This window comes from Klebsiella sp. SWET4 (assembly GCF_024296565.1).
Classification (GTDB): Bacteria; Pseudomonadota; Gammaproteobacteria; order Enterobacterales; family Enterobacteriaceae; genus Klebsiella; species Klebsiella variicola.
Window position 1 is genome coordinate 535,607 of the sequence record NZ_JANCOB010000001.1, and the last position, 25,506, is coordinate 561,112.

A 25,506-nucleotide genomic window follows, 5' to 3' on the forward strand; every position below is an offset into this window, starting at 1 on the left:
ACTATTCTCCCGCCGCCCTGGCGGGAGATGAGGTTACTTATGACTATTGCTGTTTCCCGTACGGCGGGATTGCCTGCGGCAGTTTATGCGCTTTCCGTGGGCTCATTTGGTATTGGTACCACCGAATTTGTGATTATGGGATTATTACTTGATGTGGCCCATGATTTTCATATATCCATTACGCTTGCCGCCTGGTCTATTACCGCTTATGCCTGTGGGGTGGTGATTGGCGCGCCGCTCCTCACACCGCTATTAAGCCGCTACCCCAAAAAACCGGCGTTGTTATTTCTGATGATCTTATTTTCCATCGGTAATTTAGGTTGCGGTATTGCCGGTAATATGACCATGCTCATTATTTTCCGGGTAATAACCGCCTTAGCTCACGCCTCATTCTTCGGCATCAGTTCGGTCTATGCCGCGGAGCTGGCGCCGGTGGATAAACGGGCTTCGGCGGTCTCCGCCGTCTTTCTCGGCGCCACCCTGGCCAATATTCTGGGCGTGCCCCTCGGCGCCTGGGTAGGGCAATACCTTGGCTGGCGCTACACCTTATTTATGGTCACGCTGATTGGCATTCTTTCCGCCCTGGCAGTCATTGCCCTGGTGCCCGGCCGTCAGGCCCAACCGGCGGTGCAGAGTCGGATCCGCGACGAGCTGAAGGTGCTGCGCCATCCGACGGTGCTGCGCAGCCTGCTGATCACCGCGCTCGGGTTTTCCGGCGTCTTCGCCGCCTTTACCTACATTGCGCCCATGCTGAAAACCGTCACCGGGATGAGCGAACATCTCATTCCACCGGTGCTGGTGCTGTTTGGCGTCGGGATGGTCGCCGGGAATCACCTCGGCGGCCGCCTGACCGACGGTGGGGTCCGCCGGGCGCTGCTGCTGACCCTGGCCTTGCTTATCGTCGTCCTGTGCCTCTTTCCGTTCGCCATTCAGACGCTACCCGGCGCCTGCGCGGCGGTGTTTCTGCTGGGGGCGGCGATGTTCTCCACCATTCCGCCGCTGCAGATGCAGGCGCTGGACAGCAGTGAGACCGGCAAAAGCATGGTCTCCTCGTGCAATATCGCCGCCTTTAACCTCGGCAATGCCGCTGGCGCCTGGTTTGGTGGGCTGTTGCTCACCGCCGGCGTCTCCCTCTCGCATATTCCCCTGGCCGGTGCATGCCTGACCGCCAGCGGATTTATTATCGCTAGTGTGACGTTGTCACCTTTAAAAGGAAGTCAAGCATGAAGTATCGGTATTTAGGTTCCACCGGGCTGTCGGTGTCGGAGCTCTGTTTTGGCGCCATGACGTTTGGTGAAAAAGGGGCCTTTCTCGGCGCGCCGGGACGCAACTGGTCGGAATTCGGCGTGGTGCCTGAGCATACGGCATACGATCTGGTGTACAAAGCGCTGGACGCCGGGATTAACTTTTTTGATACCGCGGACTGTTATAAAAACGGCCAGGGCGAAGAGCTGCTCGGTAACGCGCTGAAGGGGAAACGCCAGCAGGTGATTATCGGCACCAAAGGACGCTGGCAGACCGACCCCAATCCGAACGCGCTGGGGGCGTCGCGCTACCATATTATTAATGCCGTCGACGCCAGCCTGCAGCGGCTGAAAACGGATTATATCGATATCTATCATCTCCACGGGTTCGATCCGCGCACCGCGCTGGAGGATACCCTGCGGACGCTGGATGCGTTGATTCGCGCCGGGAAAATTCGCTACATCGGGGTCTCCAACTACGCGGCCTGGCAGCTGGCGAAGGCGCTGGGGATCTCAGAGCGCCTCGGACTGGAAAAATTCTGCGTCTATCAGGGCTATTACAATATCGCCGCGCGAGAACTGGAGCATGAGATTATCCCGCTCAGCGTCGATCAGAACGTCGGCATCACCGTCTGGAGCCCGCTGGCCGGGGGCTTCCTCACCGGTAAATACCCTCGCAATCAGGCGTTTCCTGAGGGCAGTCGGCTGGCGAACGCCACCCCGTTTGAGTCGGCGCCGATCGCCAATCGCGAACAAGCCTGGCAGACTCTGGAAGTGATGCAGGAGATTGCCCGTCAGCGCAACGCCAGCGTGGCGCAGGTGGCGCTCAACTGGTTGCGTACCCGCCCGGGGATCACATCGCTGGTGATCGGCGCGACCAAACTCGCCCAGCTGGAGGATAACCTGGCGGCACTGAACTGGACGCTGAGCGACGAGGAGGCGGCGATCCTCAACAGCGTGAGCGAAAAAGAGAAGCCTTATCCCTACTGGCATATCTGCAATGTCGCCGGCGATCGCCGTCTGGCCGACGATATCTACCCCTAACTCACCCTGCACCCAGGCAACACGCGTATGCCCCCCTGGGGGCATACAGAGAGGCTCGATCGTGAAAAAAGTACTCATTGTTGGCGCCGGCCCGGTAGGGTTAATCATTGGCTGCTATCTGAATAAGTATGGAATTGATTTTGATATTATTGATAAAAATACACACAGCACCACCTGGTCCAAAGCGCTGAGCGTCAGTCCGGCGACGATTAAAGCCTTCCACGGCTTAGCCCTTGCCGGGGAGCTGACCGCCCAGGGCAAGCAGGTTCAGTCAATTTACGCCTGGTATAAAAACCGCAAGTTTCTGCATATTGATAACCGCCATCTCCCCACCTGCTATCCCTTCCATGTCAGTATCCCGCAGCCGCGGACGGAGAAGATCCTTGAAACGGCGCTGGCCGAGGCCGGTCAACTGGTGAAACGCGGACATCAGCTGGTCTCCTGGCGGCGGGAGGAAGGGCGCTATCACGTCTCTCTGCTCGACGATGCCCGCCGGGCCTGTTCCGCTACCTATGACTATATTATCGGCGCCGACGGCGCGGCCAGCACCGTCCGGGAGCTGGCCGGGATTGGCTTTAGCGGCCATGATTACCCGCTGCATTTTGTAATGGCGGACGTGCAGTTCGCCAGCGCGGCGACGCTCCCGGGAACCTCTTACTATATTGACGAGCTGGGCTTTCTGATCTTTCTGCCCATGCCGGACAATCAGGTCAGGATCGTGATTAAAAGAGCCGGTCGATTACCGTCGCCGCGTCCGGTACCGGATCTGCAGGAGATCAACGTGGCGCTGGCGCGCTTCTGCCCCGAGGTTCCTCCGGCGCAGGCGCTGACCTGGTCCTCCAGCGCCAACTTCTATAACCGGATCGCCGATGACAATCTGCAGCACAATATCATGCTGGCAGGCGATGCTTTCCATCTGTTCAGTCCGATTGGCGGGCAGGGGATGAATACCGGTATTCAGGATGCGATTAACCTGGCCTGGAAGCTGGCCTTTTACCTGCATGGCGTCGCCAGCGACCGGCTGCTGGCATCCTATCGCACCGAGCGCTTCGCCGCGGTGAGCGGCGTGCTGCATGCCACCGATCACGATACCGGCCTGATTGCCGGTCTGGTGCCGAAAAATCATATCGACGCGGTCTACTTTCCGGAGTTTTGCAATCGTCACTATTATCGCCACCAGCTGCCGCTGCAGTACGCCGGCTTTGCCGCGCCGCAGTGCGCTCACCCGAACGGCCTGATGGGCCACCATGTTCCGTGGTACGTCTTTACCTCGCCGCAGGCGACGTTTCGCAACAGTTATGACGCCTTCGCCAGCGGTAAGGTCGTGGTCTTTTCCGCGCGCGTCGACTGCCCTCCCTTATCCCGCCTGAAACCTGGCGGCTGGTTTATATTCTGCGTCCTTGACCCGGCGGACGAGGCGTTTCTCGAGGCGCTACAGATTGGCCGCGATGACTATGCGGTGATCAATCCCGATGGCTATGTGGGCTTTACCGGCAGCGAAGCCGGGACATCGCAGTATCTTTCCTCGCTCTACGTAATGGAATAATCATGAATAAAGTGTATATCGTCGCGGCCTGCCGTACGCCGGTGGGGCGTTTTCTTGGCGCCCTGAAAACGGTCTCTGCGGTGGAACTGGCCGCGCTCACCGTCCGCCACAACCTGCAGCAGGCCGGGATTGACCCGGCGTGGATTGACGAAGTGATCTGCGGCAGCGTCCTCTCTGCCGGGCAGGGGATGGGGCCGGCGCGTCAGGTCGCGCTGCGGGCGGGGATCCCGGTGCAAAAGCCGGCTTACACCCTGAATATGATCTGCGGTAGCGGCATGAAAAGTATTACCGAAGGGGCGATCCATATCCAGAGCGGTTATGCCGACCTGGTCGTCGCTGGCGGTATGGAAAACATGAGCCAGGCACCGTTTTTGCTGCGGGGAGAGATAAGGGGCGGCGTGAAATTTGGCGCGTTCAGCAGCGAGGATCTGATCCAGATCGATGGCTTAACCGATCCGCTGTTGCATATTCCGATGGGGGAAACGGCGGAGGCCATCGCCGCGCATGAGCAGATCTCGCGCGCAGAACAGGACCAGTACGCCCTCGACAGCCATCAAAAAGCCTCCGCCGCCAGCCGCGCCGGCCATTTTGCCGAGGAGATAGTGCCGGTGACGGTCAGCGCGAAGCGGGGCGTCAGCGTGGTCCGCGAGGATGAGCAGATCCGCCATGACCTTAGCGCCGACCAGCTGGCGGCGCTGAAACCGGCTTTTCGTCGTGACGGGAGCGTCACCGCGGGCAACGCCTCGGGGCTGAACGACGGCGCGGCGTCAGTGATCCTCGCCTCGGCGCGCGCCGTTGCGCAGTACGGCCTGCGGCCGCTGGCTGAGATAGTCGCCTTCGGCGAGGGCGGCGTCGACCCGGCGATGATGGGGCTTGGGCCGCTGCCGGCCATGACGTGCGCCCTGCGCCGCGGGCGGTTTCAGCTCAGCGATATGGCGCGACTGGAAATTAACGAAGCCTTTGCCGCGCAGGTGCTGGGGGTGGTCAAGGGGCTGGCCCGCGAGCATCAGATGACGGCGGAGGAGATAGCCGCCCGCCTGAACGTCAACGGCGGCGCGATTGCCCTCGGGCACCCGCTCGGCAGTTCCGGAACCCGGATTGTCGTGAGCCTCCTGCACGCGCTGCGCCGGGAGAATAAACCGACCGGCCTGGCCTCGCTGTGTATCGGCGGTGGGATGGGTATTGCGTTAATTGTGAAAACGATCTGAGGAGACAAGCGCCATGGAAAAATTAATTGTGGTGGGTGAGAAATTTACCGATTTTGCCCGGCGGCATCAGAACGTGCTGACCGTCAACGAGTTTGAGCGTTTTGTCTGGAGCGGCGAGCTCGCCGGCGTCGATAAAATCGTCATTGGTCAGGGCGTACAGCTCGACGACATCTCCCGCACGGTCTGCATTATTCGTCAGCACTATCCGGATAAAATCCGCCAGATCGTCAATCTGCAGGATCTCTATTATCAAAACAACCGCGATCATCAGCGGCTGGTGCATAAACGTAAAAAAGAGAACATCCTCATCACCTCGCCGGAAAAACGCGATGAAGATAGCTATTGCGCGCGTCTGATCCTGCAGGACGCCTCGGAGCTGCTCTGCGACCACCAGACCGGGCAACACATCCAGGGGATGGTGCTGATCGAGGCGGCGCGGCAAACCATCATCGCCACCTCGGAGAAATTTCTGCTGGCGGAGGCGGGCGTGGCGATGGACGAGAAGTACTTCACGCTGAGCTCGCTGCAGGTAGCTTTTTCCAGCTTTGTTTTCCCGCTGCCGGTGACCATTGTGCTGAATGTGGTGTCGCGCAAAAGCTCAGCCCACGGCCGCTTTACCTGCGAGTGTTCGGTCGGTTTTGACCAGACCGGCACCCGCAAAGCGGAAGTCGGCTTTAGCTTCAGCGTCTATGACCTGAACTACATTACTCGTAAGGAGTGTGAGCAGGCGGCGCTCTGCCATCAACATTATCTGGTCAGTATTGAGCAGGGGGACGGGGATGAGCATCGCCTTTTTTGACGTGGATGAAACGCTGATTACCGGCAAAAGTATGTTCCTGTTTCTGCACCGCTATGCCGAGGAATATCCGCTGCAGTGCGGTTTGACGGCCGCGGCGATTGTCCGCCAGCTCCAGGCGCTAAGCAAAGCGGGTCAACCGCGGGAGGCGATCAATCGCTACTACTATTCGCTGTTTCGCCATGAGCCGCGCGCCCAGGTACGGGCGGTTGCTGAGGCACTGTATCGCGAAGGTGGGTACGGTTTTCACCGTGAGGTGGTGGCGATCCTCCGGCAACATCAGGCGCGCGGGGATGACGTGGTGTTTGTCTCCGGATCGATGACCGACATTCTCTGGCCAGCGATGGCGGCGCTGGGGGTGGAGCATGCCCTGTGTTCAGAGCCGGTGGTGGTTGACGAACACTATACCGGGGAACTCTGGCGGACCGCCATTGGCGAACATAAGGCGTTGCATGCTCAACGCTACGCGCAGGAACGGGGCCAGCCGCTGGCGGCGTGCTATGCCTTTGGGGACCATATCTCGGATCTGCCGCTGCTCGCGCTGGTTGGCAACCCCTGCGCGGTCAATCCGTGCGCGGCGCTGCTGGCGGAGTCGCAGCGTCGGGGATGGCCGGTGCTGTGGTCTAACGGCGGTTGACGGCACGATAGCGAAAAAAAGGGGGCGGCGCTACGCCACCCCCTGATTCACACCCTGACGGGGATCAGCCCGGGTAGATGCCGCGGTCTTTACGCGCCATCAGGATGCGTTCGCAGGCCACGATATAGGCGGCGGTACGCAGCGTACACGCTTTCTCGGCGGCTTTATCGCAGACGTGAATAATGGCGTCGGTCATGATGCGGTCCATCTTGGCGTTGATCTCTTCTTCGCTCCAGAAGAAGCTGGCCATATCCTGCACCCACTCAAAATAGCTGACGGTCACCCCACCGGCGTTACAGATAACGTCCGGCACTACGATCACGCCGCGCTCGGCCAGCACGTCGTCCGCTTCCGGATAGGTTGGGCCGTTGGCCCCTTCCAGCACCAGTTTGCAGGTCAGCTTCTCCGCGCGCTCGCGGGTGATTTGCCCTTCCAGTGCCGCCGGGATCAGAATGTCCATCGGGGTGGTCCAGAAGGCGTCTTTATCGATCTCCTGGGCGCCAGGGAAACCGGCAATCTGCTTTTTCTCCGCCTGCCAGGCGGTGAGGGCGGCCATATCAATCCCGCCTTCGTTATACAGGGTCGCGGTATGATCCTGAATGACCACCACGCGGGCGCCGACGCCGGCGAACAGGCGGGCTGCTTCGCTACCGACGTTACCAAAGCCCTGCAGCGCGACTTTGGCGCCTTCAATTTCGATACCGGCGCGACGAGCCACTTCCCGGCCGGTGACAAATACGCCACGCCCGGTGGCCTTTTCACGGCCGAGGGAGCCGCCGAGGTGGATCGGTTTGCCGGTGACCACGCCGGTAATGGTGGTGCCATGGTTCATGGAGTAGGTGTCCATCATCCATGCCATCACTTTACCGTTGGTGCCGACGTCCGGCGCCGGAATATCTTTCTGCGGCCCGATAATAATGCCGATTTCGCTGGTGTAGCGGCGGGTCAGACGCTCCAGTTCACCTTCTGACAGTGAGAAGGGGTCGACGCGAATGCCGCCTTTGGCCCCGCCGTAAGGAATATTGACCGCGGCGCACTTAATGGTCATCCAGGCAGAAAGTGCCATGACTTCGTTAAGATCGACATCCGGATGGTAGCGAACACCACCTTTACCCGGTCCACGCGACAGATTGTGCTGAACGCGATAGCCCTCGAAGTGGCGGATGGTGCCGTCGTCCATTTGCACAGGAATGTCGACGATCAGCGCACGCTTCGGATGGCGCAGGGTTTCCACCCAGTAGGCAAGATCGCCGAGATAAGGCGCGACACGGTCGATCTGGCGCAGGTAGGTGGTCCATGGAGATGTACTACTTTCAGATGCGTAAGATAACTTTTCCATAAGAGTCCTGTTTCTCAGTGTTATTTATGTCGTGTAAAACCGTGGAATAGCTACAGCAGTAAACTCTGTGCAATGAATGGTATCACCAATTTTATAAAGCGGTATTTGACGGCAATTCCGATTTTTAAATTTTTGTTAGATTTTTTATTTTTTAAGTGAATAACTACGCACGGCAACCACCTGCAAGCTGTGCATTTTAATTCACTTTTTATTCACTTACGTGCATAGAAAAATATTTTTTCTATGTTTTTCATTATCTTGATGATCTTCAAAAAGTGAATAAATTGCTTCCGCCCGTATTGACAATCTTATTGTTCACAGGCCAGCATTAGCCCACACAACAACATGACGTTAACCATGAATTAACAAATACCCGCAAAATAAATAGGGCTTATTTTTCCTGTGATGAATATTTTTGCCATCACAGCGGGCGCGCTCGTGGCCAAAATAAGCCGAGGGTCAGGGTTAATGTCGATTGTCCAACGCGGCGGGAGCGTTTTCCGTCGTCTTACGTTCCGGAGATGAATGATGTCAGGCACTATGACTCGCGAAGATTTTGACGCTTACCTGGTTCCCTGTTTTGCCCCCGCGCCGTTTATTCCGGTCAGGGCGGCGGGTTCCCGCGTCTGGGACCAGCAGGGGAAAGAGTATATCGATATGGCGGGCGGCATTGCGGTGAATGCCTTAGGCCATGCCCATCCGGCGCTGGCTCAGGCCCTGCAGGATCAACTGGCGAAATTGTGGCATATCGGCAATGGCTATACCAACGAGCCGGTGCTGCAGCTGGCGAAAACCCTCGTGCAGTCGACCTTTGCCGATAAGGTGTTTTTCTGCAACTCCGGCGCCGAAGCCAACGAGGCCGCTCTCAAACTGGCGCGGAAATACGCTCACGATAAGTTTGGTGGTGAAAAAAGCGAAATCATCGCCTTCAACCATGCCTTCCATGGCCGGACGCTGTTCACCGTCTCCGTCGGCGGCCAGCCGAAATATTCCAGCGATTATGCTCCGCTGCCGCAGGGCATTACCCATCTGCCCTATAACGACATCGAGGCGGTCACCGCGGCCATCTCTTCGCGCACCTGTGCGGTGATCGTCGAGCCGATCATCGGCGAAGGCGGCGTGATACCCGCTGACCCGGCGTTCCTCCAGGCGCTGCGCACCCTCTGCGATCGCCATCACGCGACCCTGATATTCGATGAGGTGCAGACCGGGGCGGGCCGTACCGGCCATCTCTACGCCTACCAGCACTACAACGTCGTCCCGGACATCCTCACCAGCGCCAAAGGGCTGGGGGGCGGCTTCCCAATCGGCGCGATGCTGGCGAAAGAGGCCTGGGCGCAGGTCTTCCAGCCCGGCACCCATGGCACCACCTTCGGCGGCAACCCGCTGGCGGCGACCGTCGCTAACGCCGTGCTGGCCCATCTCGATGCGCCGCTGCTGGCGGGCGTTGGCGAGCGCCATGCGCTGATTGTTGACCTGTTGAATGCGATCTCTGCCCGTTACGATGCGTTCAGCGCCGTGCGGGGCAACGGTCTGCTGATCGGCGCTGAGCTGGCGGGGCCGCTGCGCGGCAAGGCCAAAACGTTGACCAACCTGGCGGCGGAAGAGGGGCTGATCGCCCTGATTGCCGGCCCGGACGTGCTGCGCTTCGCGCCGGCGCTCAATATCCCGCTGGCGGATATTGCGGAAGCCTTCGTGCGCCTTGATCGCGCCGTTGCTCGCTTAACCCGCTAACCGGGAGGACGGCCTGTGATGCTATTTCGTCCCGTACGGGAAAACGATCTCGACGACATCGTCCGCCTTGCCGCGCGGGCGGGGGTCGGCATGACCTCCTTACCGCATGATGCCGGGCGCCTGGCCGCCCGTATCCAGCGCAGTATCGAGACCTTCGCCGGCGAACTGCCGCGCGGCCAGCAGGGTTTCCTGTTTGTGCTGGAAGACACCGCGCTGGCGCGGGTGGTGGGGGTGAGCGCCATTGAGGTCGCGGTGGGCCTGGACGAGCCGTTTTACAATTTTCGCATTCAGAAAACGGTTCGCGCCTCGAAAGCGCTGGGAGTCTATAAGCCTCAGGAGCTGCTTAATCTCAGCTATGACCACACCGGGCACAGCGAACTGTGTACGCTGTTTCTCGACCCGGCCTATCAGCGCAACCGCAATGGTCTGCTGCTCTCCAAGGCGCGCTTTTTATTTATCGCCGCCTTCCGCGAGTGGTTTTCCCCGTACCTGTTTGCCGAACTGCGCGGCTGCAGCGATGAGCAGGGGCAGTCGCCGTTCTGGGATGCGCTGGGCCATCACTTCTTCGACATCCCGTTTGCCGATGCTGACCGGCTGACCGGCACCGGCATGAAAACCTTTATTGCCGAACTGATGCCGGCTTACCCGATCTATATATCACTGCTGCCGGAAGCGGCCCGCGAGGTCATCGGTCAGGTGCATCCCAATACCGCCCCGGCGCGGGCGATCCTCGAGAAAGAGGGATTCAGCTGGCGCGGCTCGGTGGATATTTTCGATGCCGGACCGGTGCTGGAGGCGAACACCGATCAGATCCGCGCCGTGCGCGACAGCCAGTGCCTGCCGGCCCAGCAGCTGATGGGCGCCCTGCCGGCGCCGACGCTCGTCGCCAACGGTCAGTTCGACAATTTCCGGGCGCTGCTGGTGGCCCACGAAGAGCAGGTCTCACTGGACGCCGCCGCGCTGGACGCGCTGCAGGTCAGTGAAACCGACCGCGTTTATACGGTAACCCTGAATCCAGAGGAAAACAGATCATGGCGGTAAAAGCACAGTTTATAGCCGGGCAGTGGCAGGCGGGCAGTGGGGCAACGATGAGCAAACTGGCCCCGGAGGATCAGTCGCTGCTGTGGCAGGCGGCCAGCGCGGGTGCCGACGACGTCCAGGCGGCCTGCGCCGCGGCGCGCGCGGCATTTTACCCCTGGTCGCACCGGCCGCTGGCCGAGCGTATTGCCGTGGTGGAGCGTTTTGCCGCGCTGCTGGAGACACATAAAGAGGCGCTGGCGACCCTGATTTCCCGCGAGACCAGCAAGCCGCTGTGGGAGACCCGCACCGAAGTACAGGCGATGATCGGCAAGGCCGCGATCTCCATCGAGGCCTATCACCAGCGGACGGGCTTTCATGAGTCGACGCTGCCGGACGGAAAAGCACAGCTGCGCCACAAACCGCATGGCGTGATGGCGGTCTTTGGTCCCTACAACTTCCCGGGCCACCTGCCCAACGGGCACATCATTCCGGCACTGATTGCCGGGAATACCATCGTGTTTAAACCCAGCGAGCTGACGCCGGCCACCGCCGAAATGACCGTCCAGCTGTGGCAGCAGGCGGGCGTCCCTGACGGGGTGATCAATCTGCTGCAGGGCGGAAAAACCACTGGCCAGGCGCTGCTGGAAAATCGTGATATCGACGGCGTACTGTTCACCGGCAGCGCGGCGGCGGGTTTCCACTTCCATCGCTATTTCGGCGGCCAGCCGGAGAAGATGCTGGCGCTGGAGATGGGCGGCAACAACGCGCTGATCGTCGCCGACGTGGCCGATGTCGATGCGGCGCTGCATGTGATTATCCAGTCGGCGTTTATCTCCGCCGGGCAGCGCTGCACCTGCGCGCGCCGGCTGATCGTGCCGCGCGGCGAGCAGGGGGATGCGCTGCTGCAGCGGCTGGTCGCGGCCAGCGCGCAGATCCGCGCCGGCAAGTGGGATGACCAGCCCGCGCCGTTTATGGGCGGAGTGATTTCTCTCGACGCCGCGCAGAACATGCTGGCGGCGCAGCAAAAACTGGAGGGGCTCGGCGGCAAGGTGCTGCTGCGCATGCGCCAGCCCGACCCGCACTCCACGGTGCTGACGCCGGGGATCGTCGACGTCACCGGTATCGAGGTGCCGGATGAAGAATACTTTGGCCCGCTGCTGACGGTTATCCGTTATGACGATTTCCCGGAGGCCATTCGCCTCGCCAACCAGACCCGCTATGGCCTGGCCGTCGGGCTGATCTCCAGCGATGCGGCGCAGTTTGAACAGCTGGCGGACGAGGCGCGGGCCGGGATCGTCAACTGGAACAAGCCGCTGACCGGCGCCTCGAGTAAAGCGCCGTTTGGCGGGGTGGGCGCCTCCGGCAACCATCGCGCGGCAGCGTGGTACGCCGCTGATTACTGTGCCTGGCCGATGGCCTCTCTGGTCAGCGATACGCTGACGCTCCCGGCGACGGTATCGCCGGGCCTGCCATTCTGATAACGGATCCTGTGAGGACATATGTCTGGTTTTGAAGCAAACTTTGATGGCCTGGTCGGCCCGACGCACCACTACGCCGGACTCTCCGTCGGCAATGAAGCCTCGCAAAATAACCGCGATGGTCTCTCTAACCCTAAAAAGGCGGCGCTGCAGGGGCTGTATAAAATGAAAGCCCTTGCCGATCGCGGATTCGTGCAGGGCATTCTGCCGCCCCAGCCGCGGCCGAATCTACGTCTGCTGCGCGAAGTCGGTTTCCAGGGCAGCGATGAGCAGGTCATCCGGCAGGCGGCCCACGCGGCGCCGCAGCTGCTCTCCGCCTTCAGCTCCGCCTCGTCGATGTGGACCGCCAATGCGGCGACCGTCTCACCGTCGGCGGACAGCGCCGATGGCAAAGTCCATTTCACCGTCGCCAACCTGAACAATAAGCTGCACCGTATGCAGGAGGCGCCCACCACCTCGGCGATCCTGGGCGCCACGTTCGCCGATCCGCGCTACTTCGCCCACCATGCGGCGCTGCCGCAGCATGGCGACCTCGGCGATGAAGGGGCAGCCAACCATAACCGCTTCTGCCGGAAGTATGACCGACAGGGGGTGCAGTTTTTTGTCTACGGTCGACGCGCCAGCGGCGGGATCGCCCCGGTGAAGTATCCGGCGCGGCAGACCCTCGAGGCCAGCGAGGCGGTGGCCCGCCTGCATCAGCTGGATCCGCGCTACACGGTGTTTGCCCAGCAGGCGCCGCAGGCTATCGATCGCGGCGTGTTTCACAACGACGTCATCGCGGTCAGCAATCGCCATGTGCTGTTCCACCATCAGCAGGCGTTTGTCGATCAGGCGACGGTGCTGGCGACGCTACGGGCTAAAAGCGACAGTCTGGATATCCCGTTCACCAGCGTGGAAGTGCCGGACGAGCGGGTGTCGCTCGATGACGCGGTGGCCTCTTACCTGTTCAACAGCCAGCTGCTGAGTAAACCTGACGGCAAGATGCTGATCGTGGTGCCGGAGGAGTGCCGCCAGCGGGAAAACGTCTGGCGCTATCTGAGCGACCTCGCCGCCGACAGCGCATCGCCGATCGATGAAGTGGCGGTCTTTGACCTGCGGGAAAGCATGCGCAACGGCGGCGGCCCGGCCTGTCTGCGGCTGCGGGTAGTGCTCAACGAGGCTGAACGCCAGGCGGTCAACGCCCACAGTCTGATGAACGACGAGCGTTATCAGCAGCTGACGGCATGGGTGGAAAAACACTATCGCGACCGGCTGCACGCCCGCGATCTGGCGGACCCGCAGCTGCTGCGCGAGGTTTATCAGGCGCTGGATGAGCTGACGCAGATCCTGCGCCTGGGCGCGGTCTATGATTTTCAGCGTTAAGGAGCGGCAGATGGAGCACCTGGTTAACGATTTACTGCACTGCCGCCTGCAGGAGTGGAGCTTCCCGGCGGGCATCGAGGCCCGCTGGCTGGGCGAGGGGATCCTGCAGTTGCTGCCGACGGCGCCGTGGCGCCAGGCGACGATCCTCTCCGCGGGCGTGCATGGCAATGAGACCGCGCCGACGGAGCTGCTGCTGCAGTTGACCCACGATCTGAGCCAGGGGCGGCAGCCGCTCACTCAGGCGCTGCTGATCGTCTTTGGTAACCTGCCGGCGATCCGCGCCGCACGCCGCTATCTGCACAACGACCTGAATCGCCTGTTCGGCGGCCGCCATCTGGCGGTCACCCCGGGGAATGAGTCGCGGCGGGCTTTTGCGCTGGAGCAAGCGGTGCAGGCCTTCTATCGCGCCGCCGATGCGGCGGGTCCGGTCAACCGTAGCCATCTCGATATGCATACCGCCATTCGCGGGTCGCTGTATCGCCAGTTTGCGCTGCTCCCGGCCCACGCCGGGGATTTTTCGCCTGGCTTCTACCAGCTGTTGCAGGCCAGCGGGATGGATGCCATCGTGCGGCATACCGAAGCGGGCGGCACCTTCACCCATTTCACCTGCGAAAAGTTCGCCGCGCAAAGCGCCACCCTGGAGCTGGGGAAAGTGATGCCGTTCGGCGCCAACGATCTCAGCCTGTTCGCCGCTACCGACGCGGCGATCCGGGCCTGGATTTCTGACGCGCCGCTACCGCCGCGCGACAAAGCGCCAGTGGACTACTTCCTGGTCGAGGAGAGCATCATCAAGCGCGAGGGGGAATTTACGCTTAATCTCGCGGCCAACGTTGAGAACTTCACCGCGCTCCCGGCGGGATACGAAATCGCTCGCCAGGCGGAGAAACGGTGGGTGGTGCAGGCCCGGGCCCCCTATATCCTCTTTCCCAATGCCGGGGTCGCCACCGGTCAGCGCGCCGGGCTGCTGCTGCGCGCCGCGGCTCTTCGCCTCCCACAACCAGCCTGAGGAAACACCATGACTGAACATCAACATCAGGCGTCTCCTGCCGCCGGAGGTGAGGGCGCGTCACAGCTTAAACGCGGGCTCGGCGCCCGCCACATTCAAATGATTGCCCTCGGGGGCGCCATCGGCACCGGGCTGTTTATGGGGGCGGGGCGCAACATCGCCGTTGCCGGCACCTCGATTCTGGTGATCTATGTGCTGGTCGGGTTCTTTACCTATATGGTGATGCGGGCGATGGGGGAGCTGCTGCTCACCCGCCATGACTACCGCTCGTTTGCCGACTTTGTCGGCGAGTATCTCGGGCCGCAGGCGAGCTTTTACCTCGGCTGGACCTACTGGCTAAGCTGGGTAGTGACCTGCATTGCCGACGTGGTGGTCTGCGGGAGCTATATGCAGTACTGGTTCCCGGAACTGTCGGCATGGATGCCGGCCCTCAGCATGCTGGCGATCCTGTTCCTGCTTAACCTGCTGTCGGTGAAAATGTTTGGCGAGGCGGAGTTCTGGTTCGCCCTGATCAAGGTGATCACCATTATCGCCCTGATCGGCACCGGCGGCTGGATGATTGCCACCGGCTGGACTTCTCCGGACGGCGTGACGGCTTCTCTCAGCCATCTTACCGACCCGACGGCTTTTATGCCTCACGGTATCACCGGTTTTTTCGCCGGCTTCCAGATAGCGATCTTCTCCTTTACCGGCATTGAGCTGCTGGGCACCATGACGGCGGAGACCCGCGATCCGCAGCGCATTTTGCCCAAGGCGATCAATGCTCTGCCGCTGCGGATTATCATCTTCTATCTGCTGTCGATGGTGGTGATTATCGCCGTCGCCTCCTGGCCGGGGGTATCGGCGGAGACCAGTCCGTTCGTGACGCTGTTTGCCAAGGCCGGGCTGCCTGCCGCCGCGGCGGTGATTAACTTCGTGGCGCTGACCTCGGCGATGTCCTCGGCCAACAGCGGCGTCTTCTCCAGCACCCGCATGCTGTACGGCCTGTCGGTGGAGAAGCATGCGCACTGGCAGTTTCGCATCCTGTCGCGCAATACCCGCATCCCGGTGCGTAGCCTGCTGTTCTCCTGCTTCTGCATGCTGATCGGTACGCTGCTGCTGTTCCTGGTGCCGAACGTGATGACCTTGTTCACCATCGTCTCGACCCTGGCGGCGATTATGGTGGTGTTCAGCTGGGGGATGATCCTCGTGGCCTATCTGGTCTATCGCCGTCAGCGTCCGGACCTGCACGCCGGGTCGATCTTTAAGATGCCTGCCGGGGTGGTGATGAGCTGGGTGAGCCTGCTGTTCTTCGCCTTCGCCATCTTCATCATGATCTTTGACCCGGACACGCTGCTGGCGCTGTTGGCTTCTCCGCTGTGGTTTATTGCCCTGTGGGGCTTCTGGAAGCTGAAGCAGCGGCGTGAGGGGCAACTGACACTGGACAACCAGAGCGCCTGACACTCGCCGGCCAACCTGGCCGGCTAAGCAGGAGGTGAAGACGTTACGTCTGTTTCTGCCCGGTGGCGGCTGGCGCCTTACCGGGCCTACTGTCTTACCTGACCTGGGATGAGCGCTATCCCCCGCGGCGTGATCTCCCTCTGTAGGCCCGCGCAAGCGCCGCGCCGCCGGGCGGGATAGTCGGCACGCTACCTGCCCAGACGGCGGCGGTTAGGCGCTTTCCGCCCGGGAAGGGGCCGCACCCGGCGCGGACTTCATCCGGCTGGCGCAGAAAATTGCCAGCAGCGAAATCACCACCGTTACGCCCAGATAAACGGCCACCGGCCGCCAGTCCCCGTCATATTTTGCCAGCAGACCGGTGGCGATAAGCGGCGCGGTGCCCCCGGCCAGCGCGGCACCCAGCTGGTAGCCGAGGGTGATCCCGGTATAGCGCACATTGGCGCTGAAAATCTCAGAGCACAAGGTGCCGAGCACCGCAGTTACCGGCGCCCACAGGATGCCGAAGGCAACGACCGTCGCCAGCATGATGCCCCAGCTGGTGCCGGTGTCGAGCAGCAGGAACCACGGAACGATAAACAGCCCCAGCAGCACCACGCTCAGGGTATACATCTTTTGCCGCCCCACCTTGTCTGACAGCAGCCCCATCAGCGGGATCATCACGGTGGCCACCAGCGCGCCCAGGGTCACGGATTCCAGCGCCTGCGACTTCTGGTAGCTCAGGGTGGTGGTGGCATAGCTGACCACAAAGGTGGAGAAGATATAGAATGGGGCGGTCTCCACCACTTTCAGACCGGCGGCAATCAGCACTTCCCGCCAGTGGTGCTTGAGCGTTTCGCGCAGCGGGGCCTTCGCCACCTGGCCGGATTTTTTCACCTGCTTAAAGGCGGGCGTTTCGTCGATATCTTTGCGGATCCACAGGCCGAGAAAAACGAGGACGGAGCTGAGCAGGAACGGTATACGCCAGCCCCAGGCGAGAAACTGTGTCTCGTCAAACAGGGTCATCAGCGAGACGATAAACGTCGCCATCAGCATGCCGATGGTCACGCCGGCCTGGGGAATGCTGCCGAAAAAGCCTTTCCGCTTCTCCGGCGCGTATTCGTAGGCCAGCAGCAGCGCACCGCCCCATTCACCGCCGATACCCATGCCCTGAATAATGCGCAGGGTTATCAGCAGGGCGGGCGCCCAGAGGCCCACCATCTCATAGGTGGGAAGCAGGCCGATCGCCACCGTGGCGCTGCCCATCAGCGACAGGGTCAGCACCAGCGTCTTCTTGCGGCCGATGCGATCGCCGATATGAGCGAAAATGACGCCGCCGATGGGGCGGATAAAAAACGTCAGCGAGAAGGAGAGCCAGGAGAGGATCAGGCCGATGACCGGGTCGACCATCGGAAAGAAGATTTTGTTGAACACCAGCGCGGCGGCGGTGCCATAGAGCAAATAATCGAACCATTCGATGGCGCTGCCTGTCAGGCTGGCGATCAGGACCTTCTTGTTTTTCTGCAGAATGGATGCAGTGTTGTCTTGTGGATTGCTCATTACGAAACGTTCTCCCGCCACGGTAAATAGGTCAGGTGTCACTCTGTGTAAACAGGGTGCAACCTGGTGTGAAAAGGTTGTGTAATTGTTAAGCAACTTAGGGTTGAAGGTTACAATTGGCAAGTTCATCGCTGGCAAACTGGGCGTTATGACGCGGTTTGGACTGGTGTAACCGCGACGCTATTTTTTATTTTCCACCTGATTTTGCTGTTTTTTGTTATTTTCATAGTGAGTTGTTCAGGTGCAACCCGCCTGTTTTTAGATGTTTCTTGTTATTTCAAAATGGTTACAAATTAACGCCGCTTTGCCTCCCGCGAGGCGGCGTTTATGATGGCGAAAGCATCCTCTCCGATCGGCTGAGAGGGAATTAAGGAGACAGAATGGCAGAACAATTTCCCCGGCTGTCGGCGGCGACGCTGGCGGCGGCTAACCAGGTCGGCGCCTGGCTGGCGCAGGACGATCTGGCGACGCTGCCCGCGCTGCCGCAGGTGGACGTGGTGGTGCTGGCCGGCAACGCCGTGATCCCGACCATCGACGCCGCCTGCCGGCTGGCGGCGGCGCAGGACGTCACGCTGCTGATCAGCGGCGGCGTGGGACATTCTACGAACTATCTCTACGAGGCGGTGCGCCAGGATACCCGTTACCGTATGTTGCCGGTGGCGGGGCGTCCGGAAGCGCATATTCTGGCCGATATTGCTCATGACTACTGGCACATTCCGCGCTCGCGGCTGGTGGTGGAGGACCAGTCGACCAACTGCGGCGAGAACGCCCGTTTTACCCGGACCACGCTGGAGAACGGGGGGATCCCTCATCGTCGCGGGATCGTCATTCAGGACCCCACCATGCAGCGGCGAACCATGGCCACCTTCGCCCGCGTCTGGCAGGGGGTGGCGACACCGCCACAGTGGCTGAGCTTTCCCGGCTGCTCGCCGGTGCTGGAGCAGACCGATGGTCAACTGGGGTTCGCGGGCGGCGGGGCGGGGCTGTGGCCGGTCGCCCGCTACCTGGCGCTGCTGCTGGGCGAGCTGCCGCGCCTGCAGGATACGCCTGAAGGATACGGTCCGCGGGGGAAAGACTTCATCAGCCACGTCACCTTCCCGCCGGAGATCCTCGATGCCTGGCGACAGCTGCGGGAGGACGCCCAGCTTGCCGGGGCGCTGCAGGCCCGCACCCTCAGCTGAAAACTGCCCGTTTGCGGCAGATTTATCGCAAACGGGCAATTTGTGTTATTGGAATGTAACCTCAACCGGGCATTTTTGGCCCGGTTTTATGAATCAGCTCACAGAACGGCGCCAACGTGCTGCGAAGCCACGGCTTATCCGCCCGATATTTAACAAAAAAATCACTTGTTAAATACAAACGCACTACAGGAGCAGCCATGACAGCACCCGTTCAACACCAAATGTATATTGATGGCCAGTTCGTTTCCGGTCGCGGCGACGGCTGGATCGACGTGCTTAACCCGGCGACCGAAGCGCTGCTGTCGCGGATCCCGGACGGGACTGCTGAAGAGGCGCGGCTGGCGATTGACGCGGCTGAGCGCGCCCAGCCCGCCTGGGAAGCGCTGCCGGCCATTGAGCGTGCGGGTTGGTTACGCAAAATTGCCGCTGGTATCCGCCAGCGTGCTGAAGAGATTGCCGGGCTGATCGTGGCTGAAGGCGGCAAGATCCAGCAGCTGGCTGCGGTGGAAGTCGCATTCACCGCGGACTATCTCGACTATATGGCCGAATGGGCGCGCCGTTACGAAGGCGAGATCGTGCAGAGCGATCGCCCTGGGGAGAATATCCTCGTCTTTAAACGCGCGCTGGGGGTGACCACCGGGATCCTGCCGTGGAACTTCCCGTTCTTTCTTATCGCCCGCAAGCTGGCGCCGGCCCTGATCACCGGGAATACCATCGTCATTAAGCCCAGCGAATTTACGCCCAATAATGCCATCGCCTTTGCCGAGATCGTCCATCAGGTTGGGTTGCCGAAAGGGGTCTTTAACCTGGTGCTCGGCCGCGGAGAAACCGTTGGTCAGGAGCTGGCCGGCAATCCAAAGGTGGCGATGGTCAGCATGACCGGTAGCGTGGCGGCAGGAGAGAAAATCATGGCCGCTGCGGCGAAAAATATCACCAAAGTGTGCCTCGAACTCGGCGGCAAAGCGCCAGCCATTGTGATGGATGATGCGGATCTGGAGCTGGCGGTGAAAGCGGTGGTGGACTCGCGGGTGATTAACACCGGGCAGGTGTGTAACTGCGTCGAGCGGGTCTATGTTCAGCAGGGCATTTACGACCGCTTCGTCAACCGCCTCGGCGAGGCGATGAAGGCCGTGCAGTTTGGCGACCCGGCGACGCGGGATGACATCGCGATGGGGCCGCTGATCAACGCGGCGGCGCGGGACCAGGTGGCGGGTAAAGTGGCGAAGGCGGTGGCGCAGGGGGCGCGGGTGGCGCTGGGCGGCCAGCCGCTGGAGGGCAAAGGCTATTTTTATCCGCCGACCCTGCTGCTGGATGTGCGTCAGGAGATGGACATTATCCACGAGGAAACCTTCGGGCCGGTGCTGCCGGTGGTGGCGTTTTCGACCCTTGATGAGGCGCTGACGATGGCCAATGACAGCGACTATGGCCTGACCTCCTCGATCTATACCCGCGATCTGAACGTGGCGATGAAGGCGATTAAGGGACTGAAGTTCGGCGAAACCTATATCAACCGGGAAAACTTTGAGGCGATGCAGGGTTTCCACGCCGGCTGGCGCAAATCGGGGATCGGCGGCGCTGATGGTCGCCACGGGCTGAATGAGTACCTGCAGACCCAGGTGGTCTATCTGCAGGCCTGAGGTACTTAACTCCGAGCCGGCGGGCAGCTCAGGCGGCCCGCCGTTCGCTTAGCGGGCGAATTTCTCCAGCACGCGGATCAGCTGGGTGACGAAGCCGTATTCGTTATCATACCAGGCGACGGTTTTCACCAGCTGTACGCCGCCGGCCTCCACAATCTCCAGCTGGGTGGCATCGTAGATCGAGCCGAAATGGCTGCCGATGATGTCGGAAGAGACAATCTCTTCTTCGGTGTAGCCGAAGGATTCATTGCCCTCAGCCGCCTGCTTCATCGCCTGATTGACCTCATCCGCAGTCACTTTTTTCTCCAGCACCGACACCAGCTCTGTCACCGAACCCGTTTTTGTCGGCACACGCTGGGCATGGCCCTTCAGTTTACCGCTCAGGGCGGGGATCACCAGGCCGATGGCCTTTGCCGCACCTGTGGTGTGCGGGATGACGTTTTCTGCCGCCGCTCTGGAGGCGCGCAGATCTTTGCCGCGCGGCCCGTCCACCAGCGACTGGGTGCCGGTATAAGCATGGATGGTGGTCATGGTGCCCACGGTGATGCCGAAGGCATCCTGGAGGACTTTGGCCATCGGCGCCAGGCAGTTGGTGGTGCAGGAGGCCACGGAGATGATGGTGTCATCCGGGGTCAGGGTGTCATCGTTGACGTTGTAGACGATGGTTTTCATCTCGCCAGCGGGGGCGGAAATCAGCACTTTGCGCGCGCCGGCCTGGAGATGGGCTTGCGATTTCTCGGCCGAGGTGTAAAACCCGGTACACTCCACAATCACCTCTGCGCCTGCCGCCTGCCACGGAATATGCTGCGCCTCTTTTTCGGCATACACCGTAATGGTTTTGCCGTTGACGATCAGCGCATCTTCCGTAAAGTCGACGCTCCACGGAAAGGGGCCGTAGTTTGAATCATGCTTCAACAGATAGGCCAGCACCTTTGGCGAGGTGAGGTCGTTGATAGCCACCACTTCCAGGCTGCTGTCGACTTCTAATAAACGGCGTAACACCAAACGTCCGATACGACCAAATCCATTAATCCCAAGTTTACTCATGGACATTCTCCGGTTGGTAAAACGACTCGATGTGATAAAACTCCTCCAGGCTTAGTCCTGTCCCCCTGATTGGTCAACTGACAATCTGTGCGGTATGCCAGCGTTTCCGGGCCGGGGAGGAAAAAAGTGGATGTTTTCCCGGCCTTTTTTAGCGCTGACGGCAGGGAATAATTTTTGTTACCGGAGATGAGGGGGCCGCCTGCTGGCGAAGCGGTGAAAAGCGTCTATGCTTAACTATTGAATAGCTTAGTAAAATATTGACGTTAGACGAAGGGAGAGGTTATGGGATTCTGGAGAATCGTTTTCACTATTATTCTGCCGCCGCTGGGCGTACTGCTGGGGAAAGGCTTCGGCTGGGCGTTTATTCTCAACATTATTCTGACCCTGCTGGGCTATATTCCTGGCCTGATCCACGCTTTCTGGGTGCAGACCCGCGACTGAGGGGCGAGCAGATAACCACGCCTCCCCCTGGGACCCGCTCAGGGGGGCATCAGGCTCTCTTTATACAGCAGCGTATTATCCTTCGACCAGTAGTGCCGGGTCTCCTCTTCCAGATCAACAATCCACTTAAACACGCCGGCGCTGGCGAGATCCTTGCAGTACTGTTCAAAGTTGATGGCGCCGGCAAAATGGCGGATGACCGCGGCCGAGGTCAGTCGATGGCTGGGGGCGCTGCGCACGCGTAGCAGGCCGCGGGCGCTTTTTATCGAGATCACCTCGTCGTTTGCCATCACGAAATTCATATTGCCGGTGGAGACAAAATAGATGTAGTAGGAGACCTGATGCCGGCGGAGTTCACTGGCGAAGGTGGTAAAATCGGCATCCGCGCGAACCTGTTCGAAAAAGTGACCCAGCCTTGCCAGCAGTTCCATTTCAATCCTTGTTGTGTTGTTGCTGCGCATGGTTTAGGCGTCTGTCGGCATAAACCATTCACACGTTTACTTATTCGTATTTTAATAATATAGGCGCGTTATATTAATGGTTATTATGTAACTGGAACATCGTTTCAAGTGTTACAAGCTATTGCAAAGGTTCGCAGGGGATCCTCGAGGCAGGCAGAAGGTGTGGTAAGACGGGAAGAGGCGAAATTAGCGCCGGCGATGATCGTCGCCGGCGGGGCCATGAGCCGCGGCTATTTCTGGATCAGATAGCGAATGGTTGGGCCATCCTGCTGAATATCCAGCACCGTATAGCCATGGTTCCTGGCATCGAGTGGAATGTTATTGATCGACTGCGGACAGTCGCTGACTACTTCCAGGATCTCGCCTTTTTGCAGGGAGGGCATCGCCTCCAGAGTGGCCACGGCCTGATAGGGACAGGGTTCGCCGACCATATCCAGGCGATAATCAGGGATGATGTTTTTCATGCGCTCTCCTTCACGGTCCGGACCGCCGTCGACTGGCGGCGGAAAAAATGTCTTTCCCAGGCGATCACCAGCAGCAGGGCGATCAGCAGCAGCAGATAGGTCGCCAGCAGCCCGCCGAAGGGACCGAAGGCGTTCAGCAGGTTGATTTTTTGCCAGTGGGTGGCGAGCGGAGCGGCGATATCGTCCCAGCACCAGGCGAGCAGCGTTGAGCCAATGACATTGCCCAGCCCAACCCACCAGTAGTGAACCTGGCCCTCCACCGCACGATACATCCAGCCGGTTTCACAGCCGCCGGCCAGCACGATGCCAAAGCCAAACAGCAGCCCGCCAATCGCCGCATTGGGACCGGCCCACATAATTTTCGGCGCCATCCCCAATTGCACATAGCTAAAGATACCGATGGCGCTCGCCGCCATGCCGAAGATAATCGCCTTCGCCATCACCGTCCGGCCGGTGATCCACATATCGCGAAAGGCGGAGGTAAAGCAGATCTGCGCGCGCTCAATAAGCAGACCGAAGCCGATGCCGAACAGCATCGCCAGGCCGAGCGCCGGGTGGTCTGCGGCGGTGAGCAGGCCCCAGCCGATCATGGCGAAAAAGATCACCATCCCCAGCCGGAAACGGCGGCGCGCCTGCTGCGGTTTTTGGGTTAACGGCGAGGCGGCGGACACCTTTTGCATTTTTACCGGAATGCGAAAAAGGGGCAGCAGCGTGAAGCGGGCGCCAAACCAGGAGCCGATGGCGGTGGCGATGGCAAACAGCCAGGCGTGCAGGGAGAACTGCGGAATACCGGTGAAAAAAGCCGCCAGATTGCAGCCCATCGCCAGACGTGCGCCGAACCCGGCGATGATGCCGCCTGCCACGGCCTGCACAATGCGGATCCGGCTGCGTGGAAAGCGCAGTTTGACGTTATTGGCCCATAGCGCGGCGGCCAGGCAGCCGCCGAACATGCCGATGATCATCCTGCCATCGATGCGGGTCAGCGGCGTCCCTTCGAGATGAATCAGCTGGTAATAGCCCCACTGTTCGCTGTGGACGCCCAGCAGTTGCAGCAGTTGACCACCCCAGCGGGTGAATTCGCCGGTCACCGCCCAGAAGGTGCCGGTGATGCCAAAATAGTAGGTGGAGAGGATGCCCGCCGCGATGACCGCCGGGACAGGGGACCAGAACCGGATAAGCCAGGCCTGTTTGAAGGATTGCCATGTCATAAAAATGCCTCTGAACTCAGAAGGTATTAAAGGTCGATGACCGACCGAAGGGGGCAAATAGTACCCGCCTTAACGCCTGCTTTCTCTGTTTTGGATCAAGGCCCTACGCTTGCGCCACCACGGCAAGCAGCGCCAGCAGTGCGGGCAGCGCCTGAATATAGAGAATTTTGCGGCTGGCGGTTAGCGCGCCGAAAATCCCGGCGACCAGCACGCAGGCCAGGAAAAAGATAACCACCTGCACCCCCGGCGCCCCCAGCCACAGCCCCCACGCCAGGCCGGCGGCCAGAAAACCGTTATACAACCCCTGGTTGGCCGCCAGCACCCGGGTCTCCCGGGCGAAATCGGCGCTGAGGTTAAAGGCCCGGCGCCCGGCGGGGGCTTCCCAGAGAAACATCTCCAGCACCAGGATGGCGAGATGAATAATAGCGACCAGCGCAACGAGGAGAGTGGCTAACACAGCAGTCCTTAATCAATAAGATGAATGTGTCTGCAGTATAGCTGCAAGCGCTAACGAAGCGGGAGCGCCGCTGCTATAGTGCAGATAGGGTCATGTTTTCTGCCGCGACCAGCGTCGGTTATCTGATTGCCCTTCGGTTTAGTTTAGCGGTGCTAGTATGCCGGGTTCTTTTTTACGGGTGTGGTGTAGGTTGCTGAATGTTAAATAAATTATGGATTTTGTTATCAGGGCTACTGGTGGTTGCCATGCCGTCGGCGCAGGCCGGGGAATTAAACCTCTATTCGATGAATACCGGCTCCTATGTTTATCATATGACCGGTAACCACGGACAATATAACGAGCATTTCAATAACAATTTTTTCTCGGTGGAGCGCAAGTTTTCTCAGGATTCAAAATACAGCGTGCTGGTCGGAACGATGAAAAACAGCTTTGACGATCGCTGTTTGACCCTCGGCGTGCGCCGCGACTGGCTGAAAAACGATACCGGCTGGGTGCTGAAAGGGGTGTATGCCTATACCGGGGAATTTTTCTTTGACGCCTTCAGCCACTGTGGGGATTCCGGCACCTACCGCACCGCCAAAAAAATCACCGGCGTCGGTTTTTCGCCCTACCTCTATCATGGTCTGCAATATAACTTCACCGATTATTTCGGTGTGGAAGGCGGCATTATTGTGCCGGCGATCTTTGTGATGAGTATTCAGTGGAGCTTTCGCTAGCCGCTTTATTATCCGGGAAAAGAGCAGGCCGCCTCAGGTGGCCTGCTACTGATGACCTGGCGGCAGGAATTAATGGAAGCCGAGACGGATCAGATCTAACGGGCAAAAGCGGCCCTCGCAGCCGTCGATTTCAACGCAGTCCGCCCGGCGAAGCTGCTCGGCGGTTTTCCCTTCACCATGGATAGCTTTAATCACGCCTGTTGTGCCGTTACCGGCGATCATTACCATGCTGCCGGTAGCAATAGCGTTACGATTACGGTCATAGGTTTTCATGGTCTCCTCCTCAATAAACCAGGGTAAGCAATGATTAAGCGGCTAAAGTAATACGCTTTTTTGCCTAAAAAAGTTTTGAGGATAATCAAATTTATTTTAATAACCCCGGAGCGAAAAGGGCCACAAGTCCCCTCTATTCACGCCGATCGCATCGCCTGCGTGGCGCGCGACACTGACGGCAATATGTCATTCAGGTTACTGTTTTATGACCAGATTATTAACCTTGCCAGC

25 protein-coding genes and 1 pseudogene are annotated in these 25,506 nt (G+C 60.0%); 16 read left to right on the plus strand and 10 right to left on the minus strand.

The window, feature by feature from the left end; all coding sequences use genetic code 11:
• The first annotated feature begins 39 nt into the window (after positions 1-39).
• From NKJ21_RS02845 to NKJ21_RS02870, 6 genes are all read left to right on the plus strand, one after another.
• Positions 40-1,227: an MFS transporter gene (locus NKJ21_RS02845; protein ID WP_254732691.1), complete on the plus strand. Its 1,188-nt coding sequence runs from the start codon at positions 40-42 to the stop codon at positions 1,225-1,227.
• A complete protein-coding gene (locus NKJ21_RS02850; protein ID WP_008805101.1) occupies positions 1,224-2,288 on the plus strand; it encodes an aldo/keto reductase in 1,065 nt (354 codons plus the stop codon). Before NKJ21_RS02845 ends, NKJ21_RS02850 begins: the two co-directional genes overlap by 4 nt.
• 61 nt (positions 2,289-2,349) lie before the next feature.
• Positions 2,350-3,834, plus strand: a complete 1,485-nt coding sequence (locus NKJ21_RS02855; protein WP_049155458.1) for an NAD(P)/FAD-dependent oxidoreductase — start codon at positions 2,350-2,352, stop codon at positions 3,832-3,834.
• A gap of 2 nt (positions 3,835-3,836) precedes the next feature.
• Positions 3,837-5,042, plus strand: a complete 1,206-nt coding sequence (locus NKJ21_RS02860) for an acetyl-CoA C-acyltransferase (protein ID WP_080928669.1) — start codon at positions 3,837-3,839, stop codon at positions 5,040-5,042.
• Positions 5,043-5,055: 13 nt separating this feature from the next.
• Complete coding sequence (locus tag NKJ21_RS02865) at positions 5,056-5,841, plus strand: AfsA-related hotdog domain-containing protein (protein WP_012541915.1); 786 nt, start codon at positions 5,056-5,058, stop codon at positions 5,839-5,841.
• A complete protein-coding gene (locus NKJ21_RS02870) occupies positions 5,822-6,475 on the plus strand; it encodes an HAD family phosphatase (protein ID WP_016160925.1) in 654 nt (217 codons plus the stop codon). Before NKJ21_RS02865 ends, NKJ21_RS02870 begins: the two co-directional genes overlap by 20 nt.
• Before the next feature lie 64 nt (positions 6,476-6,539).
• On the opposite strand, the gene NKJ21_RS02875 is transcribed toward NKJ21_RS02870, so the two are convergent.
• Positions 6,540-7,814: a Glu/Leu/Phe/Val dehydrogenase gene (locus NKJ21_RS02875; protein ID WP_008805096.1), complete on the minus strand. Its 1,275-nt coding sequence runs from the start codon at positions 7,812-7,814 to the stop codon at positions 6,540-6,542.
• A 212-nt stretch (positions 7,815-8,026) separates the two neighbouring features.
• Positions 8,027-8,173, minus strand: a pseudogene (locus tag NKJ21_RS02880) (hypothetical protein).
• Between the two features lie 169 nt (positions 8,174-8,342).
• Here NKJ21_RS02880 and NKJ21_RS02885 point away from each other — a divergent pair.
• The 6 genes from NKJ21_RS02885 to NKJ21_RS02910 are packed head-to-tail and all read left to right on the plus strand — an operon-like array spanning position 8,343 to position 15,854.
• On the plus strand, positions 8,343-9,548 hold the full coding sequence (locus tag NKJ21_RS02885) for a bifunctional succinylornithine transaminase/acetylornithine transaminase (RefSeq protein ID WP_254732798.1): 1,206 nt from the start codon (positions 8,343-8,345) through the stop codon (positions 9,546-9,548).
• Between the two features lie 18 nt (positions 9,549-9,566).
• The gene (astA, locus tag NKJ21_RS02890; RefSeq protein WP_012968350.1) at positions 9,567-10,589 is read left to right on the plus strand and encodes an arginine N-succinyltransferase; all 1,023 of its coding nucleotides are present in this window, start codon (positions 9,567-9,569) and stop codon (positions 10,587-10,589) included.
• Entirely contained in the window at positions 10,580-12,046 is a 1,467-nt protein-coding gene (gene astD, locus NKJ21_RS02895) for a succinylglutamate-semialdehyde dehydrogenase (RefSeq protein WP_012541912.1), read from the plus strand. The genes astA and astD overlap by 10 nt, the downstream gene beginning before the upstream one ends.
• Positions 12,047-12,067: 21 nt before the next feature.
• A complete protein-coding gene (gene astB / locus NKJ21_RS02900) occupies positions 12,068-13,408 on the plus strand; it encodes an N-succinylarginine dihydrolase (RefSeq protein ID WP_032754230.1) in 1,341 nt (446 codons plus the stop codon).
• A 10-nt stretch (positions 13,409-13,418) separates the two neighbouring features.
• Positions 13,419-14,414, plus strand: coding sequence for a succinylglutamate desuccinylase (gene astE / locus NKJ21_RS02905; RefSeq protein ID WP_008805092.1), 996 nt, complete (start codon positions 13,419-13,421; stop codon positions 14,412-14,414).
• A gap of 9 nt (positions 14,415-14,423) precedes the next feature.
• Positions 14,424-15,854, plus strand: coding sequence for an amino acid permease (locus tag NKJ21_RS02910; protein WP_008805091.1), 1,431 nt, complete (start codon positions 14,424-14,426; stop codon positions 15,852-15,854).
• Positions 15,855-16,064: 210 nt separating this feature from the next.
• Here the strand turns inward: NKJ21_RS02910 and NKJ21_RS02915 are convergent, their stop codons facing one another.
• Positions 16,065-17,390, minus strand: a complete 1,326-nt coding sequence (locus tag NKJ21_RS02915; protein WP_239270375.1) for an MFS transporter — start codon at positions 17,388-17,390, stop codon at positions 16,065-16,067.
• A gap of 380 nt (positions 17,391-17,770) precedes the next feature.
• Here NKJ21_RS02915 and NKJ21_RS02920 point away from each other — a divergent pair, with 380 nt between their 5' ends.
• Positions 17,771-18,571 (plus strand): YdcF family protein, encoded by an 801-nt coding sequence (locus tag NKJ21_RS02920; protein WP_023340066.1) that lies wholly within the window; start codon positions 17,771-17,773, stop codon positions 18,569-18,571.
• 61 nt (positions 18,572-18,632) lie between these two features.
• Here NKJ21_RS02920 and NKJ21_RS02925 read toward each other — a convergent pair whose 3' ends face one another.
• Positions 18,633-18,770: a hypothetical protein gene (locus tag NKJ21_RS02925; protein ID WP_012541908.1), complete on the minus strand. Its 138-nt coding sequence runs from the start codon at positions 18,768-18,770 to the stop codon at positions 18,633-18,635.
• Here NKJ21_RS02925 and aldA point away from each other — a divergent pair.
• Positions 18,769-20,208 (plus strand): aldehyde dehydrogenase, encoded by a 1,440-nt coding sequence (gene aldA, locus NKJ21_RS02930; RefSeq protein WP_116696102.1) that lies wholly within the window; start codon positions 18,769-18,771, stop codon positions 20,206-20,208. The genes NKJ21_RS02925 and aldA overlap by 2 nt on opposite strands.
• A 48-nt stretch (positions 20,209-20,256) precedes the next feature.
• Here the strand turns inward: aldA and gap are convergent, their stop codons facing one another.
• Positions 20,257-21,255 carry a type I glyceraldehyde-3-phosphate dehydrogenase gene (gap, locus tag NKJ21_RS02935; RefSeq protein WP_016160929.1) on the minus strand — a complete coding sequence of 333 codons (999 nt, stop codon included), beginning with the start codon at positions 21,253-21,255 and terminating at the stop codon, positions 20,257-20,259.
• Between the two features lie 282 nt (positions 21,256-21,537).
• On the opposite strand from gap, the gene NKJ21_RS02940 reads away from it, so the two are divergent.
• Entirely contained in the window at positions 21,538-21,696 is a 159-nt protein-coding gene (locus tag NKJ21_RS02940; protein ID WP_002903230.1) for a YqaE/Pmp3 family membrane protein, read from the plus strand.
• 38 nt (positions 21,697-21,734) lie between these two features.
• Here NKJ21_RS02940 and NKJ21_RS02945 read toward each other — a convergent pair whose 3' ends face one another.
• The 4 genes from NKJ21_RS02945 to NKJ21_RS02960 form a co-directional block, all read right to left on the minus strand.
• A complete protein-coding gene (locus NKJ21_RS02945) occupies positions 21,735-22,127 on the minus strand; it encodes a DUF1398 domain-containing protein (protein ID WP_008805086.1) in 393 nt (130 codons plus the stop codon).
• 260 nt (positions 22,128-22,387) lie between these two features.
• Positions 22,388-22,621: a sulfurtransferase-like selenium metabolism protein YedF gene (gene yedF / locus NKJ21_RS02950; protein WP_254732693.1), complete on the minus strand. Its 234-nt coding sequence runs from the start codon at positions 22,619-22,621 to the stop codon at positions 22,388-22,390.
• Positions 22,618-23,829: a selenium metabolism membrane protein YedE/FdhT gene (gene yedE / locus NKJ21_RS02955; RefSeq protein ID WP_012541906.1), complete on the minus strand. Its 1,212-nt coding sequence runs from the start codon at positions 23,827-23,829 to the stop codon at positions 22,618-22,620. Before yedE ends, yedF begins: the two co-directional genes overlap by 4 nt.
• A gap of 103 nt (positions 23,830-23,932) precedes the next feature.
• The gene (locus tag NKJ21_RS02960) at positions 23,933-24,286 is read right to left on the minus strand and encodes a DUF1304 domain-containing protein (RefSeq protein WP_022066007.1); all 354 of its coding nucleotides are present in this window, start codon (positions 24,284-24,286) and stop codon (positions 23,933-23,935) included.
• A 236-nt stretch (positions 24,287-24,522) separates the two neighbouring features.
• On the opposite strand from NKJ21_RS02960, the gene NKJ21_RS02965 reads away from it, so the two are divergent.
• Complete coding sequence (locus NKJ21_RS02965) at positions 24,523-25,002, plus strand: hypothetical protein (RefSeq protein ID WP_162493319.1); 480 nt, start codon at positions 24,523-24,525, stop codon at positions 25,000-25,002.
• Between the two features lie 69 nt (positions 25,003-25,071).
• On the opposite strand, the gene ydfZ is transcribed toward NKJ21_RS02965, so the two are convergent.
• Positions 25,072-25,275 (minus strand): putative selenium delivery protein YdfZ, encoded by a 204-nt coding sequence (gene ydfZ / locus NKJ21_RS02970; protein ID WP_004151566.1) that lies wholly within the window; start codon positions 25,273-25,275, stop codon positions 25,072-25,074.
• Between the last annotated feature and the right edge of the window lie 231 nt (positions 25,276-25,506).

Bases quoted from the DNA above. Each gene is read 5' to 3' on its own strand.
- astD (WP_012541912.1), top strand. From the start codon at position 10,580: ATGGCGGTAAAAGCACAGTTTATAGCCGGGCAGTGGCAGGCGGGCAGT.
- ydfZ (WP_004151566.1), bottom strand. From the start codon at position 25,275: ATGAAAACCTATGACCGTAATCGTAACGCTATTGCTACCGGCAGCATG.
- NKJ21_RS02870 (WP_016160925.1), top strand. From the start codon at position 5,822: ATGAGCATCGCCTTTTTTGACGTGGATGAAACGCTGATTACCGGCAAA.
- NKJ21_RS02910 (WP_008805091.1), top strand. From the start codon at position 14,424: ATGACTGAACATCAACATCAGGCGTCTCCTGCCGCCGGAGGTGAGGGC.
- yedE (WP_012541906.1), bottom strand. From the start codon at position 23,829: ATGACATGGCAATCCTTCAAACAGGCCTGGCTTATCCGGTTCTGGTCC.
- NKJ21_RS02940 (WP_002903230.1), top strand. From the start codon at position 21,538: ATGGGATTCTGGAGAATCGTTTTCACTATTATTCTGCCGCCGCTGGGC.
- NKJ21_RS02845 (WP_254732691.1), top strand. From the start codon at position 40: ATGACTATTGCTGTTTCCCGTACGGCGGGATTGCCTGCGGCAGTTTAT.
- aldA (WP_116696102.1), top strand. From the start codon at position 18,769: ATGACAGCACCCGTTCAACACCAAATGTATATTGATGGCCAGTTCGTT.
- NKJ21_RS02865 (WP_012541915.1), top strand. From the start codon at position 5,056: ATGGAAAAATTAATTGTGGTGGGTGAGAAATTTACCGATTTTGCCCGG.
- astE (WP_008805092.1), top strand. From the start codon at position 13,419: ATGGAGCACCTGGTTAACGATTTACTGCACTGCCGCCTGCAGGAGTGG.
- astA (WP_012968350.1), top strand. From the start codon at position 9,567: ATGCTATTTCGTCCCGTACGGGAAAACGATCTCGACGACATCGTCCGC.
- NKJ21_RS02850 (WP_008805101.1), top strand. From the start codon at position 1,224: ATGAAGTATCGGTATTTAGGTTCCACCGGGCTGTCGGTGTCGGAGCTC.
- yedF (WP_254732693.1), bottom strand. From the start codon at position 22,621: ATGAAAAACATCATCCCTGATTATCGCCTGGATATGGTCGGCGAACCC.
- NKJ21_RS02915 (WP_239270375.1), bottom strand. From the start codon at position 17,390: ATGAGCAATCCACAAGACAACACTGCATCCATTCTGCAGAAAAACAAG.
- NKJ21_RS02875 (WP_008805096.1), bottom strand. From the start codon at position 7,814: ATGGAAAAGTTATCTTACGCATCTGAAAGTAGTACATCTCCATGGACC.
- NKJ21_RS02925 (WP_012541908.1), bottom strand. From the start codon at position 18,770: ATGGCTGCTCCTGTAGTGCGTTTGTATTTAACAAGTGATTTTTTTGTT.
- gap (WP_016160929.1), bottom strand. From the start codon at position 21,255: ATGAGTAAACTTGGGATTAATGGATTTGGTCGTATCGGACGTTTGGTG.
- NKJ21_RS02920 (WP_023340066.1), top strand. From the start codon at position 17,771: ATGGCAGAACAATTTCCCCGGCTGTCGGCGGCGACGCTGGCGGCGGCT.
- NKJ21_RS02860 (WP_080928669.1), top strand. From the start codon at position 3,837: ATGAATAAAGTGTATATCGTCGCGGCCTGCCGTACGCCGGTGGGGCGT.
- astB (WP_032754230.1), top strand. From the start codon at position 12,068: ATGTCTGGTTTTGAAGCAAACTTTGATGGCCTGGTCGGCCCGACGCAC.
- NKJ21_RS02945 (WP_008805086.1), bottom strand. From the start codon at position 22,127: ATGGAACTGCTGGCAAGGCTGGGTCACTTTTTCGAACAGGTTCGCGCG.
- NKJ21_RS02885 (WP_254732798.1), top strand. From the start codon at position 8,343: ATGTCAGGCACTATGACTCGCGAAGATTTTGACGCTTACCTGGTTCCC.